This window comes from Pseudomonas sp. G166 (genome assembly GCF_037027455.2).
Taxonomy (GTDB): domain Bacteria; phylum Pseudomonadota; class Gammaproteobacteria; order Pseudomonadales; family Pseudomonadaceae; genus Aquipseudomonas.
Map to the genome: position 1 here is coordinate 1,299,444 of NZ_CP146985.1, position 14,789 is coordinate 1,314,232.

A 14,789-nucleotide genomic window follows, 5' to 3' on the forward strand; every position below is an offset into this window, starting at 1 on the left:
ACAGGATTGCGGAGAAAACAGATGAGCGCGCTCTATATGATTGTCGGCACCCTGGTTGCGTTAGGGGTGCTGGTCACATTTCACGAATTCGGTCATTTCTGGGTCGCGCGGCGCTGTGGCGTCAAGGTGCTGCGTTTTTCCGTGGGCTTTGGCATGCCGTTGCTGCGCTGGCATGACAAGAAAGGCACTGAGTTTGTCGTGGCAGCCATCCCGCTGGGTGGCTACGTGAAGATGCTCGACGAGCGTGAGGGCGAAGTGCCTGCCGATCAGCTCGATCAATCCTTCAATCGCAAGACCGTCCGTCAGCGTATCGCCATCGTCGCGGCGGGGCCGATAGCCAACTTCCTGCTGGCCATGGTGTTTTTCTGGGCGCTGGCCATGCTGGGCAGCGAGCAGGTGCGACCTGTCATCGGTGCGGTGGAAGCTGGCAGCGTTGCCGCTCGGGCCGGGCTGGGCGCGGGGCAGGAGATCGTTGCGATCGATGGTGAGCCAACTTCGGGTTGGGCGGCGGTCAATCTGCAACTGGTACGGCGCCTGGGCGAGAGCGGCTCGTTGCAATTGATGGTGCGCGAGCAGGGCTCGACAACGGATTCGCCCCGGGAACTGATGCTCGACAACTGGCTCAAGGGCGCCGATGAGCCCGACCCGATCCGCTCCCTGGGCATCCGTCCATGGCGTCCGGCGTTGCCACCGATACTCGCCGAACTCGATCCGAAAGGCCCAGCCCAGGCTGCGGGCCTGAAAACCGGCGACCGGTTGCTGGCGCTCGACGGCCAGCCGGTCAGCGACTGGCAGCAGGTGGTCGATTCGGTCCGTGTGCGGCCTGAGGCCAAAATCGTCCTGCGCATCGAGCGCGACGGTGCGCCAATCGACGTCCCGGTGGTCTTGGCGGCCCGTGGTGAGAGCAAGGCACCTACCGGATACCTGGGGGCGGGGGTCAAGGCTGTCGACTGGCCACCAGAGATGATTCGCGAGGTCAGCTTCGGCCCTGTGGCGGCGATTGGCGAGGGTGCGCGTCGTACCTGGACCATGAGTGTCCTGACCCTCGACTCGCTCAAGAAAATGTTGTTCGGCGAGCTCTCGGTAAAAAACTTGAGTGGACCGATAACCATTGCTAAAGTGGCGGGCGCTTCTGCCCAGTCGGGCATTGCTGATTTCCTGAATTTCCTTGCTTATCTGAGCATTAGCCTGGGGGTTCTGAATTTGCTACCCATTCCAGTACTGGATGGGGGGCATTTGCTGTTCTATCTGATCGAGTGGGCGCGTGGTCGTCCCTTGTCGGATCGGGTGCAAGGTTGGGGGATACAGATCGGTATCAGCTTGGTGGTCGGGGTCATGTTGCTTGCCCTGGTCAACGATTTGGGTCGTCTGTAACGCTTCGCTGAATTGCGAATCTGCCGCATTTTGCGGCAGTTTGTTTATTGCCAGTTGGAATAAGAAAGGACTTCATGAAACGTCTGCTGCTAACTGCGGTTCTCACCGTATTGATGATCGCCGAAGTTCACGCCGAGTCCTTCACTATCTCTGATATTCGCGTCAATGGCCTCCAGCGGGTCTCCGCGGGTAGCGTCTTTGGTGCCTTGCCGTTGAACGTCGGCGAGCAGGCGGATGATCGGCGCCTGGTGGAATCCACTCGTGCGCTGTTCAAAACCGGCTTCTTTCAAGATATCCAACTGGGCCGTGACGGCAATGTCCTGGTCATCACGGTAGTCGAGCGCCCGTCGGTTGCCAGTATCGAGATCGAAGGCAACAAGGCGATCTCCACTGAAGACCTGATGAAAGGCCTCAAGCAATCCGGCCTGGCCGAAGGCGAGATCTTCCAGCGCGCCACCCTCGAAGGTGTGCGCAACGAACTGCAACGCCAGTACGTTGCCCAGGGCCGCTACTCAGCCACCGTCGACACCGAAGTGGTGCCGCAGCCACGCAACCGCGTAGGCCTCAAGGTCAACATCAACGAAGGCACTGTTGCGGCCATCCAGCACATCAACGTGGTGGGCAACACGGTTTTCCCTGATGAAGACCTGATCGACCTCTTCGAGCTCAAGACCACCAACTGGCTGTCGTTCTTCAAGAACGACGACAAGTACGCCCGTGAAAAACTCTCCGGTGACCTGGAGCGCCTGCGTTCCTACTACCTGGACCGTGGCTACATCAACATGGACATCGCTTCGACCCAGGTGTCCATCACCCCGGACAAGAAGCACGTCTACATCACGGTCAACGTCAACGAAGGCGAAAAATACACCGTTCGTGACGTCAAGCTCAGCGGTGACCTGAAAGTGCCTGAAGACCAGGTCAAGTCGCTGTTGCTGGTGCAGAAGGGCCAGGTGTTCTCGCGCAAGCTGATGACCACCACGTCCGAACTGATCACCCGTCGCCTGGGTAACGAGGGCTACACCTTCGCCAACGTCAATGGTGTGCCGCAGCCGCACGATGAAGACCATACGGTCGACATCACTTTCGCCGTGGACCCGGGCAAGCGCGCCTACGTCAACCGCATCAACTTCCGTGGCAACACCAAGTCCGAGGACGAAGTGCTGCGCCGTGAAATGCGCCAGATGGAAGGTGGCTGGGCGTCGACCTACCTGATCGACCAGTCCAAGACCCGCCTGGAACGCCTGGGCTTCTTCAAGGAAGTCAACGTCGAGACCCCGGCCGTACCGGGCGTCGATGACCAGGTGGATGTGAACTACAGCGTCGAAGAGCAGGCTTCCGGCTCGATCACCGCCAGCGTCGGTTTCGCCCAGAGTGCCGGCTTGATCCTCGGTGGCTCGATCACCCAGAACAACTTCCTGGGTACCGGTAACAAGGTCAGCATCGGCTTGACTCGCAGCGAATACCAGACTCGCTACAACTTCGGTTACGTGGACCCCTACTGGACCGCTGACGGTGTGAGCCTGGGCTACAACGCCTTCTATCGCACCACCGACTATGACGAGCTCGATTCTGATATCTCCAGCTATGCGGTGGACAGTTTCGGTGTCGGCGCCAACGTTGGTTATCCAATCAGCGAGACCTCGCGCCTGACATTCGGTCTTACCGCCCAGCAGGACAAGATCAACACGGGTAGGTATACCGTTGACGAGATCTTTGACTTCGTTAACAAGGAAGGCGACAGCTACCTGAACTTCAAGGCGTCTGCCGGTTGGTCCGAGTCGACCCTGAACAAGGGCGTACTGGCGACACGTGGTCATTCCCAGAGCCTGGTGCTCGAAACCACCACCCCTGGCAGCGACCTGTCGTTCTTCAAGCTCGACTACCGTGGCCAGCTGTTCCAACCGCTGACTGACACCTACACCATGCGCCTGCACACTGAACTCGGGTATGGTGATGGTTACGGTTCGACCGACGGCCTGCCGTTCTACGAGAACTACTATGCCGGTGGCTTCAACTCGGTACGTGGCTTCAAGGACAGCACCCTGGGCCCGCGCAGTACCCCAAGCCGCGGCACCAACCCGGGCACGATCGCCGACCCGGACCAGGATCCGCTTCCATTCGGCGGCAACGTGCTCATCCAGGGCGGCGCCGAAATCCTGTTCCCGATGCCGTTCGTCAAGGATCAACGCTCCCTGCGTACCTCGGTATTCTGGGACGTAGGTAACGTATTCGACTCCAAGTGCAGTGACACCACCAACGCCAACGGCAGCAAGTCCAATACTCAGTGCAACGATATCAGCCTGAGCAATATGGCCAGTTCCGTGGGTGTAGGCGTGACCTGGGTCACCGCGCTGGGTCCTTTGAGCTTCGCGTTGGCGATGCCGATCAAGAAACCGGATGACGCTGAAACTCAAGTGTTCCAATTCTCCCTCGGCCAGACGTTCTAAGCGTCTGACCCAAGATAACGACAATGGATTTTGTAGGAGTACATCGTGCGTAAGTTGACTCAATTGGTTCTCCTGGCGACCGTACTGGTCGCAGGTCCGGCTTTTGCCGACATGAAGATCGCGGTGCTGAACTATCAGATGGCCCTGCTCGAATCCGATGCGGCAAAGAAATACGCGGTGGATGCCGAGAAAAAATTCGGTCCGCAACTGACCAAGCTCAAGAGCCTGGAAAGCAGCGCCAAGGGTATCCAGGACCGCCTGGTAGCCGGTGGTGACAAGATGGCCCAGGGTGAGCGCGAGCGTCTGGAGCTGGAATTCAAGCAAAAGGCCCGTGACTTCCAGTTCCAGTCCAAGGAACTGAATGAAGCCAAAGCCGTTGCTGACCGTGAAATGCTCAAGCAGCTCAAGCCGAAACTCGACAGTGCTGTGGAAGAAGTCATCAAGAAAGGTGGTTTTGACCTGGTGTTCGAGCGTGGTGCAGTGATTGATGTCAAGCCTCAGTACGACATCACGCGCCAAGTTATCGAGCGCATGAATCAGCTGAAGTAATCCATGACTGCGACTATCAAGCTCGGCCAGTTGGCCGAGTTCCTGGGCGCCACCCTGCGTGGTGACCCACAGAAGACAATTACTGGGCTAGCCACTTTGCAAGAGGCTGGCCCAGCTCAGTTGAGCTTTCTGGCAAATCCCCAATACCGCAAGTACCTGGCCGACAGCCGGGCTGCCGCGCTGTTGCTCAAGGCCGCTGATGCCGAAGGGTTTGCCGGCGATGCCCTGATCGTGCCCGATCCGTACCTGGCGTATGCCCGCATTTCCCATCTGTTCGATCCCAAGCCCAAGTCGGCGGCCGGTATCCATCCCAGCGCCGTGATCGCAGCGGATGCGGTGGTTGATCCCTCGGCCAGCATCGGCCCGTTCGTGGTCATCGAAAGCGCGGCCCGCATCGGCGCCGGTGTCACGCTGGGCGCCCATTGCTTTATCGGCGCGCGCAGCGAGATCGGCGAAGGTGGCTGGCTGGCTCCGCGAGTCACCCTGTACCACGATGTGCGCATCGGCAAGCGGGTGGTGATCCAGTCTGGCGCGGTGCTGGGCGGTGAAGGGTTCGGTTTTGCCAACGAGAAAGGCATCTGGCAAAAGATCGCCCAGATTGGTGGCGTCACTGTTGGCGACGATGTGGAGATCGGCGTCAACACGGCGATCGACCGTGGTGCGCTGGCCGATACGGTCATTGGCAATGGCGTCAAGCTCGACAACCAGATCCAGATCGCCCACAACGTCCAGGTCGGTGACCACACCGCCATGGCCGCCTGCGTGGGTATTTCCGGCAGCACCAAAATCGGCAAGCACTGCATGCTCGCCGGTGGCGTGGGGTTGGTGGGACATATCGATATCTGTGACAACGTATTCCTGACCGGGATGACCATGGTGACCCACTCGATTACCGAGCCGGGTGCCTATTCTTCCGGTACGGCGATGCAGCCGGCGGCCGAATGGCGCAAGAGCGCGGCCCGTATTCGTCAGCTCGATGACATCGCGCGACGTCTACGACAGGTGGAAAAGCGTGTAGGGGACGTGACCCCTGACGGTAATGCTTCATCAGATGGCTGATACCATTTCCATATCAAGTGTGCACAGCCGTTAGGGCTCCTTGATTTGCTAGCGGAGTGCGCGTCACTCGTGCGCTCCCAATCTTTACATAGGCTTCCCTCCGAAATGATGGACATCAACGAGATTCGCGAATACCTGCCTCACCGTTACCCGTTCCTGCTGGTGGATCGGGTAGTGGACCTGGACGTTGAAGGCAAGCGCATTCGCGCCTACAAGAATGTCAGCATCAACGAACCGTTCTTCAATGGTCACTTCCCCGCGCATCCAATCATGCCGGGCGTGTTGATCATCGAAGCGATGGCTCAGGCTGCCGGGATCCTTGGTTTCAAAATGCTCGACGTAAAGCCGGCCGACGGCACGCTTTACTACTTTGTCGGTTCCGACAAATTGCGTTTCCGCCAGCCGGTCACCCCGGGCGATCAATTGATCCTCGAGGCCAAGTTCATCAGCTGCAAGCGCCAGATCTGGAAGTTCGAATGCCAGGCTTCGGTCGATGGCAAGCCGGTCTGCTCCGCTGAAATCATCTGTGCGGAACGCAAACTATGAGTTTGATTGACCCTCGCGCAATCATCGATCCGACGGCCGTCCTGGCCGCCGATGTCGAGGTCGGCCCGTGGTCGATCATCGGCGCAGGTGTGGAAATCGGCGAGGGTACGGTGATCGGTCCTCACGTAGTGCTCAAGGGACCGACCCGGATCGGCCGTCACAATCGCATCTACCAGTTTTCTTCGGTAGGCGAGGACACGCCCGATCTCAAGTACAAAGGTGAAGAAACCCGCCTGGTCATTGGCGATCACAACGTGATCCGCGAAGGCGTGACGATTCACCGTGGCACCGTTCAGGATCGTTCCGAAACGACCTTGGGCGACCACAACCTGATCATGGCCTACGCCCACATCGGCCATGACAGTGTGATCGGTAACCATTGCATCCTGGTCAACAACACCGCCCTGGCGGGCCATGTGCACGTGGACGACTGGGCGATCCTCTCGGGTTTCACCCTGGTGCACCAGTATTGCCATATCGGCGCCCACAGTTTTTCCGGGATGGGCACCGCCATCGGCAAGGACGTCCCGGCCTATGTCACCGTGTTCGGTAACCCGGCCGAAGCCCGCAGCATGAACTTCGAGGGCATGCGCCGTCGTGGCTTCAGCGAAGAGGCGATTACCGCGTTGCGTCGCGCCTACAAGGTGGTGTATCGCCAGGGCCTGACGGTCGAGCAAGCGCTCGCCGAATTGGCCGAGGCATCGCTGCAGTTCCCGGAAGTCGCGATATTCCGTGACTCCATCCAGTCTTCGACCCGCGGCATCACTCGCTAATCATGGCTAACTTGCGTATTGCGCTGGTGGCGGGAGAGGCTTCCGGTGACATTCTGGGCGCTGGTCTGATGCGGGCGCTCAAGGCGCAGCATCCCGCGGTCGAATTCATCGGAGTCGGCGGGCCGTTGATGGAGGCCGAGGGGCTGACGTCTTATTTCCCGATGGAACGTTTGTCGGTCATGGGGCTGGTGGAAGTGCTCGGTCGCTTGCGTGAGTTGCTGGCCCGGCGCAAGAAGCTGATCCAGACCCTGATCGACGAAAAGCCAGATGTGTTCATCGGCATCGATGCGCCGGATTTCACCCTCAACATTGAACTCAAGTTGCGTCAGGCCGGCATCAAGACCGTGCACTACGTCAGTCCGTCGGTCTGGGCCTGGCGGCAGAAGCGGGTACTGAAGATTCGCGAAGGCTGCGACCTGATGTTGACGCTGCTGCCGTTCGAGGCCCGGTTCTACGAAGAGAAGGGCGTACCGGTGCGGTTTGTCGGGCACACCCTGGCCGATACCATTCCCCTGGAAGCCGACCGCGCAGCCGCTCGACAGGCGTTGGGCCTGCCCGAAGGGCCGCTGGTGGCCTTGATGCCCGGCAGCCGGGGCGGCGAAGTGAGCCGTCTGGGTGGGGTGTTTTTCGACGCGGCGCAGTGCCTGCGGGCTATGCGCCCCGATGTTCGATTTGTCCTGCCGTGTGCCAGTGCGCCGCGTCGGGCCCAGCTTGAAGCGCTTTTGGTCGGTCGCGATTTGCCGGTGACGTTGCTCGATGGCCATTCCCATGAAGCGTTGGCGGCTTGCGATGCGGTGTTGATTGCCTCCGGCACTGCTACCCTTGAGGCGTTGTTGTATAAACGCCCGATGGTGGTCGCCTATCGCCTGGCACCGCTGACGTTCTGGATCCTCAAGCGTATGGTCAAGAGCCCTTACATCTCTTTGCCGAACCTGTTGGCCCAGCGCTTGCTGGTGCCGGAGTTGCTGCAGGACGAGGCGACCGCTGATGCGCTGGCCAACACGCTTGCGCCGTTGATCGACGGCGGCCAGGAACAGACCCGTGGCTTTGACGAAATCCACCGCACTTTGCGTCGTGATGCCTCCAACCAGGCAGCAGACGCGGTGCTGAACCTGATTGGCGCAAAACAATGAGTCATTCGAAGCAGCAGATGGGCCTGGACTTCAATCTGGTCGCCGAAGTCGAAGAGTTGGTGGCCGGTGTCGATGAGGTGGGTCGCGGCCCATTGTGCGGTGCGGTGGTGACGGCGGCGGTGATTCTCGACCCGAACCGGCCAATCCTGGGACTCAACGATTCCAAGAAGCTCACCGAGGCCCGTCGCGAAAAACTCTACGACGAGATCTGCGAAAAGGCCCTGAGCTGGTGCATCGCCCGGGCCGAAGTCGAAGAAATCGACGAACTGAATATCCTGCATGCAACCATGCTCGCCATGCAGCGTGCCGTACAAGGCCTGCACATCACGCCGAAACTGGCGATGATCGACGGCAACCGCTGCCCGAAATTGTCGATGCGCGCCGAAGCGGTCATCCAGGGCGATGGCAAGGTGCCGGCCATTGCGGCGGCCTCGATCCTGGCCAAGGTCAGTCGCGACCGGGAAATGAGCGCCTTCGAGTTGATCTACCCGGGTTATGGCATCGGCGGCCACAAGGGCTACCCGACCCCCGTTCATCTGGAAGCCCTGGCGCGCCTGGGGCCAACGCCGATCCATCGGCGTTCGTTCGCACCGGTGCGGTTGGCTTATGAAGCGCGTGAGGGTTTGATCGTAGGTAATCAGGCTACGGTCTCTTGATGTCGGCTTGTGTGGGGAGGGGATAAATCCTCTCGCCACAAAAGTAATGTGCACATTCGCTTGGCAGGATGCTCATGGCTGATGTTTTACCCAAGGCCCGGTACAATCCGGGCCTTGTTGTTTTCATGACTTAACGCAGGATCACTATGCCGGCTTCATTCGTTCATCTACGCCTGCACACTGAATACTCCCTGGTCGACGGCCTGGTGCGGATCAAGCCCCTGGTCAAGACCCTGGTGGGCATGAACATGCCTGCCGTGGCGGTCACTGACCAGAACAACATGTGCTCGCTGGTCAAGTTCTACAAGGCTGCGATGGGTGCCGGGATCAAGCCGATCTGCGGTGCCGACCTGTGGCTGTCGAACAAGGACCCGGACGCACCGTTGAGTCGCATCAGCCTGTTGGTGATGAATGCCCTGGGTTACCGCAACCTCACCGAGCTGATCTCCCGCGGCTTCATCGATGGTCAACGCAACGGTTCGATCATTATCGAGCGTGAGTGGGTGGCCGAAGCGAGCGAAGGCTTGATCATGCTGTCGGCGGCCAAGGAAGGTGAGATCGGCCTGGCCCTGCTCAGCGGCAATCCGGAAGAAGCCGAGACCCTGGCCCGCGACTGGATGGCGGTGTTCCCGGATCGCTTCTATATCGAAGTGCAGCGCACCAACCGTCCCAACGACGAAGAGCACCTGCACGCCGCCGTAGCCCTGGCCGACAAGATTGGGGCGCCGCTGGTGGCGACCAACGATGTGCGCTTCATCAAGCAGGAAGATTTCGAAGCCCACGAGACCCGTGTCTGCATCGGCGAGGGCCGGGCCCTCGACGACCCGCGTCGCCCGAAGAATTACAGCGACCAGCAATACCTCAAGAGCGCCGAGGAAATGGCCGAGTTGTTCAGCGACCTGCCCGAGGCGCTGGAAAACACCGTCGAGATCGCCAAGCGCTGCAACATCGAAGTGAAGCTGGGCAAGCACTTCCTGCCCAACTTCCCGATTCCCGATGGCATGACCATCGACGAGTATTTCCGCAAGGTGTCCTTCGACGGCCTCGACGAGCGCCTTAGCGTCCTGCTACCCAAGGACACCACCGAAGATTACGAAGCCAAGCGCCAGGTTTATATCGACCGGTTGAATTTCGAGCTGGATATCATCATCCAGATGGGGTTCCCCGGTTACTTCCTGATCGTGATGGACTTCATCCAGTGGGCCAAGAACAACGGCGTGCCGGTGGGCCCTGGCCGTGGGTCGGGCGCCGGGTCGCTGGTGGCCTACGTGCAGAAGATCACTGACCTCGACCCGCTGGAATATGACCTGCTGTTCGAACGTTTCCTCAACCCGGAACGGGTTTCCATGCCCGACTTCGACGTCGACTTCTGCATGGACGGCCGCGACCGGGTGATCGATTACGTGGCCGAGAAGTACGGTCGCAACGCGGTGAGCCAGATCATCACCTTCGGTTCCATGGCCGCCAAGGCTGTGGTGCGCGACGTGGCGCGGGTCCAGGGTAAGTCCTATGGCCTGGCGGATCGTCTGTCGAAGATGATTCCGTTCGAAGTCGGCATGACCCTGGAAAAAGCCTACGAACAGGAAGAAATCCTGCGGGACTTCATCAAGGTCGATGAAGAAGCCGCGGAAATCTGGGAAATGGCGCGCAAGCTCGAAGGCGTGGTGCGTAACGTCGGCAAGCACGCCGGGGGCGTGGTCATCGCGCCGACCAAGCTGACGGACTTCTCGCCGATCTATTGCGACGAAGAGGGCGACGGCCTGGTTACCCAGTTCGACAAGGATGACGTCGAGGCGGCGGGCCTGGTGAAGTTCGACTTCCTCGGTCTGCGGACCCTGACGATCATCGACTGGGCGCTGAAAACCATCAACCGTGACCGGGCCAAGGTCGGCGAAGAGCCGCTGGACATCGCCTTCATCCCGCTGGATGACAAACCGACCTATAGCCTGTTGCAAAAAGCCGAAACCACGGCCGTATTCCAGCTTGAATCCCGGGGCATGAAAGAGCTGATCAAAAAGCTCAAGCCCGACTGCCTGGAAGACCTGATCGCACTCGTGGCCCTGTTCCGTCCGGGCCCGCTGCAGTCAGGCATGGTGGACGACTTCATCAACCGTAAGCACGGTCGCGCCGAGCTGGCGTACCCGCATCCGGACTACCAGTACGACGGCCTCAAGCCGGTGCTGGCCCCCACGTACGGCATCATCCTGTACCAAGAACAGGTGATGCAGATTGCCCAGGTGATGGCTGGCTATACCCTCGGCGGTGCGGACATGCTGCGTCGGGCCATGGGTAAGAAAAAGCCCGAGGAAATGGCCAAGCAGCGCGGTGGTTTCATCGAGGGTTGTGCGAACAACGGCATCGATGCGGACCTGGCCGGTAACATTTTCGACCTGGTGGAAAAGTTCGCCGGCTACGGCTTCAACAAGTCCCACTCCGCCGCCTATGGCCTGGTGTCGTACCAGACTGCGTGGTTGAAGGCCCATTACCCGGCGCCGTTCATGGCCGCGGTACTGTCGGCGGATATGCACAACACCGACAAGGTCGTGACCTTGATCGAAGAAGTGCGGACCATGAAGTTGCGCCTCGACGCACCGGACGTGAACGCTTCGGAGTTCAAGTTCACGGTCAACGACGAAGGCCGCATCATCTATGGGCTGGGTGCGATCAAAGGCGTCGGTGAAGGACCGGTGGAGGCTATCACCGAGGCGCGCCAGGACGGGCCGTTCAAGGACCTGTTCGATTTCTGTGCGCGGGTCGACCTCAAGCGTATCAACAAGCGCACCCTCGACGGCTTGATCCGCAGTGGCGCGCTGGACCGTCTGGGTCCGTACTTCCAGGACGAGCCCAAGGCCTACCAGGCCAACATCGACCGCAACCGCGCGGTGTTGCTGGCGGCCATGGAAGAAGCGATCAAGGCCGCCGAACAGACTGCCCGCACCCACGACAGTGGCCACGCCGACCTGTTTGGCGGGCTGTTCGTCGAGGAGGACGCCGATGTCTATGGCAATCATCGCAAGGCCAAGGAGCTGACCCTCAAGGAGCGCCTCAAAGGTGAGAAAGACACCTTGGGCCTGTACCTGACCGGGCACCCGATCGACGAATACGAAGGCGAGATCCGCCGCTTCGCTCGCCAGCGCATCATTGATCTCAAGCCGGCGCGTGACACACAAACCGTCGCCGGTATGATCATTGCCCTGCGGGTGATGAAGAATAAAAAGGGCGACAAGATGGGCTTCATCACCCTCGACGACCGCTCCGGGCGCATCGAGGCGTCATTGTTCGCCGATGCGTTCCACTCGGCGCAGTCGCTGTTGCAGACCGACGCGATGGTGGTGGTGGAAGGCGAGGTCAGCAACGATGACTTTTCCGGTGGCCTGCGGCTGCGGGTCAAGCGGGTGATGAGCATGGAGGATGCCCGTACCAACCTGGCCGAGAGCCTGCGCCTGAAGTTGCAGACCCAGGACCTCAAGGGCGATCAGCTACGTTGGCTGGGCGAGTTGTTCAAGCGCCATCGCGGTGCTTGCCCGATCACCATGGAGTACGTGCGCCCCGACGCCAAGGCTGTGCTGCAGTTCGGCGAAGGCTGGCGAATCGATCCGGCGGATGCGTTGATTCAAGCCTTGCGTGACCAGTTCGGCAAAGACAACGTCTTCCTCCAATACCGTTGACGGCCAGGGGCCACTCTTGAAACCGGAATGCCCCTGATCTCGACCCGAATTTTTAATCTCGACCTGAACGCGCCTCTCCCTTAAGGTAGGCGCGAATAGACAACCGGCCGGCCCAAGCTCTCTTGGACGTCGACCCAAGACGGACGCCTATGAACCCGAATTTTCTAGATTTCGAACAGCCGATCGCCGACCTGCAAGCCAAGATCGAAGAGTTGCGCTTGGTCGGTAATGACAATTCGCTGAATATCGGCGATGAAATCTCTCGTCTGCAAGACAAAAGCCGCACGCTGACCGAAGACATCTTCGGCAAGCTGACCAGCTGGCAGATCGCCCGCCTGGCGCGTCACCCGCGTCGTCCCTACACCCTGGACTACATCGAGCACATCTTTACCGAGTTCGATGAGTTGCATGGCGACCGTCACTTCTCCGACGACGCCGCCATCGTTGGCGGTGTTGCCCGTCTGGACGACCAGCCGGTGATGGTTATCGGTCATCAGAAAGGCCGCGAAGTGCGCGAGAAGGTACGCCGCAACTTCGGCATGCCGCGTCCGGAAGGCTACCGCAAGGCTTGCCGCCTGATGGAAATGGCCGAGCGCTTCAAAATGCCGATCCTGACTTTCATCGATACACCGGGTGCTTATCCGGGCATCGATGCCGAAGAGCGCAACCAGAGCGAAGCGATTGCCTGGAACCTGCGCGTCATGGCACGCCTGAAAACCCCGATCATCGCCACCGTGATCGGCGAAGGCGGTTCTGGCGGTGCATTGGCCATCGGCGTCTGCGACCAACTGAACATGCTGCAATATTCCACTTATGCGGTGATCTCGCCGGAAGGCTGTGCGTCGATCCTGTGGAAAACCGCCGAGAAGGCGCCGGATGCCGCGGAAGCCATGGGCATCACCGCCGAGCGCCTCAAAGGCCTGGGCATTGTGGATAAAGTGATCAACGAGCCAGTCGGCGGCGCCCACCGCGACCCGGCTGCGGCTGCGGCGCTGATTCGTGCCGAGCTGACATCGCAGTTGTCGATGCTGAAGAAATTCGACAACGATGCGCTGCTGGCTCGCCGCTATGAGCGGTTGATGAGCTACGGCCTCTGATTCAAGCGCTGTACCCCTGTGTGGGAGCGAGCTTGCTCGCGATAACGGTTTAACATTCAACAGATAAGTTGACTGATACTCCGTCATCGCGAGCAAGCTCGCTCCCACATTGATTTGTGTGGAGGCCAGTTTCTATGAATCAGCCCAGGATTGAACTACCAACCCGGCTCCTCATACTGCTATCCCCCTGGCGCAACGCCGCGACCTGGCGCATCGCCTTCTCCGGCGGCCTCGATTCCACCGTCCTGCTGCACCTGCTCGCGTCCCTCGCAAAGACCCAAACCCTGCCGCCCCTGAGTGCTATCCACGTCCATCATGGCCTCCAGGCTGTGGCCGATGCATGGCCGGACCATTGTCGCTCGGTCTGTAAGGCCCTTGGGGTGCCGCTTGAAGTAGTGAGTGTGCAAGTCCAACCCGGCGCCAGCGTCGAGCGCGCCGCCCGGGAGGCGCGTTATGGTGCCTTCGTGGCGGCACTGCACAGCAATGAAGTGCTGCTCACAGGCCAGCACCGCGACGATCAGGCTGAAACCCTGTTGTTTCGTTTGTTGCGTGGGGCAGGGGTGAGGGGCTTGTCGGCGATGCCCAGGCAGCGTCCTTTGGGCCAGGGGCACTTGCTGCGACCCTTGCTCGATGTGTCCCGGGCGGAGCTGCAAGCCTATGCGAGGCAACAAGGCTTGAGCTGGATTGAGGACCCTTCCAACGACGATCACCAGTACGCGCGCAATTACCTGCGCCAGCGGGTGTTTCCGGTATTGACCGAGCAGTGGCCCCAGGCAGCGGTGACCCTGGCGCGCAGCGCCGCGCACATGGGCGACGCCCAGGGCTTGCTGGACGACCTGGCGCGGATCGATCTGGCTGGCGCCACGCCCCCGGGCGCGTTCGACTGGCTGGGCTTGCCATCTCTCGCGCTGGCACCTTTGCGGGCATTGTCGCCGGCCCGCCAGCGCAATGCATTGAGCCATTGGCTGGCCGCGTTGACGGAGCAGCCCGACAGCGATCACTGGGTTGGCTGGGATTCGTTGCGCGATGCGGGAAATGATGCCCGGCCGATCTGGCGGCTGGCCGGCGGTGAGTTGCACCGGGCCGGTGGGCGGGTCTGGTGGTTATCCGACCACTGGTTGCGTTCGGTTGCAGGTACCGTCCAATGGACCGATCCCGCGCTACCGTTGTGCTTGCCGGGCAATGGCCAGGTCATGTTCAGCGGCAAGGCGCCGGCGGGGCCACTTTGCGTGCGCTATCGTCAAGGCGGTGAAGTGATGGAATTGTCGGGGCGCGGTCATCGGGATCTCAAGCGTTTGCTCAACGAAAGCGCTGTGCCGGCATTCGTTCGCGGTCGATTGCCGCTGCTGTATCGGGGCGAGCAATTGTTGGCCGTGGCCAATCTGGCGGGGCTCGATGGAGCCGGTGATGGCAGTTGGCAATTGAACTGGCAGCCAGGAAGCCAAGATCTGGGTTTGAGCTGAAAGGGGCTTTCCGGTAGACTA

The 14,789-nt window shown here is 60.3% G+C and carries 11 protein-coding genes; all 11 read left to right on the plus strand.

Annotated features, from left to right (window positions below; translation table 11 throughout):
- Window positions 1–21: 21 nt before the first annotated feature.
- Window positions 22–1,374, plus strand: a complete 1,353-nt coding sequence (rseP, locus tag SGN16_RS05725; protein ID WP_210643053.1) for a sigma E protease regulator RseP — start codon at window positions 22–24, stop codon at window positions 1,372–1,374.
- Between the two features lie 74 nt (window positions 1,375–1,448).
- The gene (gene bamA / locus SGN16_RS05730) at window positions 1,449–3,824 is read left to right on the plus strand and encodes an outer membrane protein assembly factor BamA (protein WP_210643054.1); all 2,376 of its coding nucleotides are present in this window, start codon (window positions 1,449–1,451) and stop codon (window positions 3,822–3,824) included.
- A 45-nt stretch (window positions 3,825–3,869) separates the two neighbouring features.
- Window positions 3,870–4,373, plus strand: a complete 504-nt coding sequence (locus SGN16_RS05735; RefSeq protein ID WP_024779019.1) for an OmpH family outer membrane protein — start codon at window positions 3,870–3,872, stop codon at window positions 4,371–4,373.
- A gap of 3 nt (window positions 4,374–4,376) precedes the next feature.
- Window positions 4,377–5,432 carry a UDP-3-O-(3-hydroxymyristoyl)glucosamine N-acyltransferase gene (lpxD, locus tag SGN16_RS05740; RefSeq protein WP_210643055.1) on the plus strand — a complete coding sequence of 352 codons (1,056 nt, stop codon included), beginning with the start codon at window positions 4,377–4,379 and terminating at the stop codon, window positions 5,430–5,432.
- Window positions 5,433–5,537: 105 nt separating this feature from the next.
- The gene (fabZ, locus tag SGN16_RS05745) at window positions 5,538–5,978 is read left to right on the plus strand and encodes a 3-hydroxyacyl-ACP dehydratase FabZ (protein ID WP_003184897.1); all 441 of its coding nucleotides are present in this window, start codon (window positions 5,538–5,540) and stop codon (window positions 5,976–5,978) included.
- A complete protein-coding gene (lpxA, locus tag SGN16_RS05750) occupies window positions 5,975–6,751 on the plus strand; it encodes an acyl-ACP--UDP-N-acetylglucosamine O-acyltransferase (RefSeq protein ID WP_210643056.1) in 777 nt (258 codons plus the stop codon). The genes fabZ and lpxA overlap by 4 nt, the downstream gene beginning before the upstream one ends.
- 2 nt (window positions 6,752–6,753) lie before the next feature.
- Complete coding sequence (gene lpxB / locus SGN16_RS05755; RefSeq protein ID WP_335943494.1) at window positions 6,754–7,884, plus strand: lipid-A-disaccharide synthase; 1,131 nt, start codon at window positions 6,754–6,756, stop codon at window positions 7,882–7,884.
- Window positions 7,881–8,540 carry a ribonuclease HII gene (rnhB, locus tag SGN16_RS05760; RefSeq protein WP_210643058.1) on the plus strand — a complete coding sequence of 220 codons (660 nt, stop codon included), beginning with the start codon at window positions 7,881–7,883 and terminating at the stop codon, window positions 8,538–8,540. The genes lpxB and rnhB overlap by 4 nt, the downstream gene beginning before the upstream one ends.
- 146 nt (window positions 8,541–8,686) lie before the next feature.
- A complete protein-coding gene (gene dnaE / locus SGN16_RS05765; protein WP_210643059.1) occupies window positions 8,687–12,208 on the plus strand; it encodes a DNA polymerase III subunit alpha in 3,522 nt (1,173 codons plus the stop codon).
- Between the two features lie 149 nt (window positions 12,209–12,357).
- Window positions 12,358–13,305 (plus strand): acetyl-CoA carboxylase carboxyltransferase subunit alpha, encoded by a 948-nt coding sequence (locus SGN16_RS05770; RefSeq protein ID WP_210643060.1) that lies wholly within the window; start codon window positions 12,358–12,360, stop codon window positions 13,303–13,305.
- Between the two features lie 134 nt (window positions 13,306–13,439).
- Complete coding sequence (gene tilS / locus SGN16_RS05775; protein WP_335943495.1) at window positions 13,440–14,768, plus strand: tRNA lysidine(34) synthetase TilS; 1,329 nt, start codon at window positions 13,440–13,442, stop codon at window positions 14,766–14,768.
- The last annotated feature ends 21 nt before the right edge of the window (window positions 14,769–14,789 follow it).

Excerpts from the sequence above, each read along its gene's own strand:
- fabZ (WP_003184897.1), top strand. The coding sequence starts at position 5,538 with ATGATGGACATCAACGAGATTCGCGAATACCTGCCTCACCGTTACCCG.
- lpxA (WP_210643056.1), top strand. The coding sequence starts at position 5,975 with ATGAGTTTGATTGACCCTCGCGCAATCATCGATCCGACGGCCGTCCTG.
- bamA (WP_210643054.1), top strand. The coding sequence starts at position 1,449 with ATGAAACGTCTGCTGCTAACTGCGGTTCTCACCGTATTGATGATCGCC.
- lpxB (WP_335943494.1), top strand. The coding sequence starts at position 6,754 with ATGGCTAACTTGCGTATTGCGCTGGTGGCGGGAGAGGCTTCCGGTGAC.
- tilS (WP_335943495.1), top strand. The coding sequence starts at position 13,440 with ATGAATCAGCCCAGGATTGAACTACCAACCCGGCTCCTCATACTGCTA.
- rnhB (WP_210643058.1), top strand. The coding sequence starts at position 7,881 with ATGAGTCATTCGAAGCAGCAGATGGGCCTGGACTTCAATCTGGTCGCC.
- lpxD (WP_210643055.1), top strand. The coding sequence starts at position 4,377 with ATGACTGCGACTATCAAGCTCGGCCAGTTGGCCGAGTTCCTGGGCGCC.
- rseP (WP_210643053.1), top strand. The coding sequence starts at position 22 with ATGAGCGCGCTCTATATGATTGTCGGCACCCTGGTTGCGTTAGGGGTG.
- dnaE (WP_210643059.1), top strand. The coding sequence starts at position 8,687 with ATGCCGGCTTCATTCGTTCATCTACGCCTGCACACTGAATACTCCCTG.
- SGN16_RS05770 (WP_210643060.1), top strand. The coding sequence starts at position 12,358 with ATGAACCCGAATTTTCTAGATTTCGAACAGCCGATCGCCGACCTGCAA.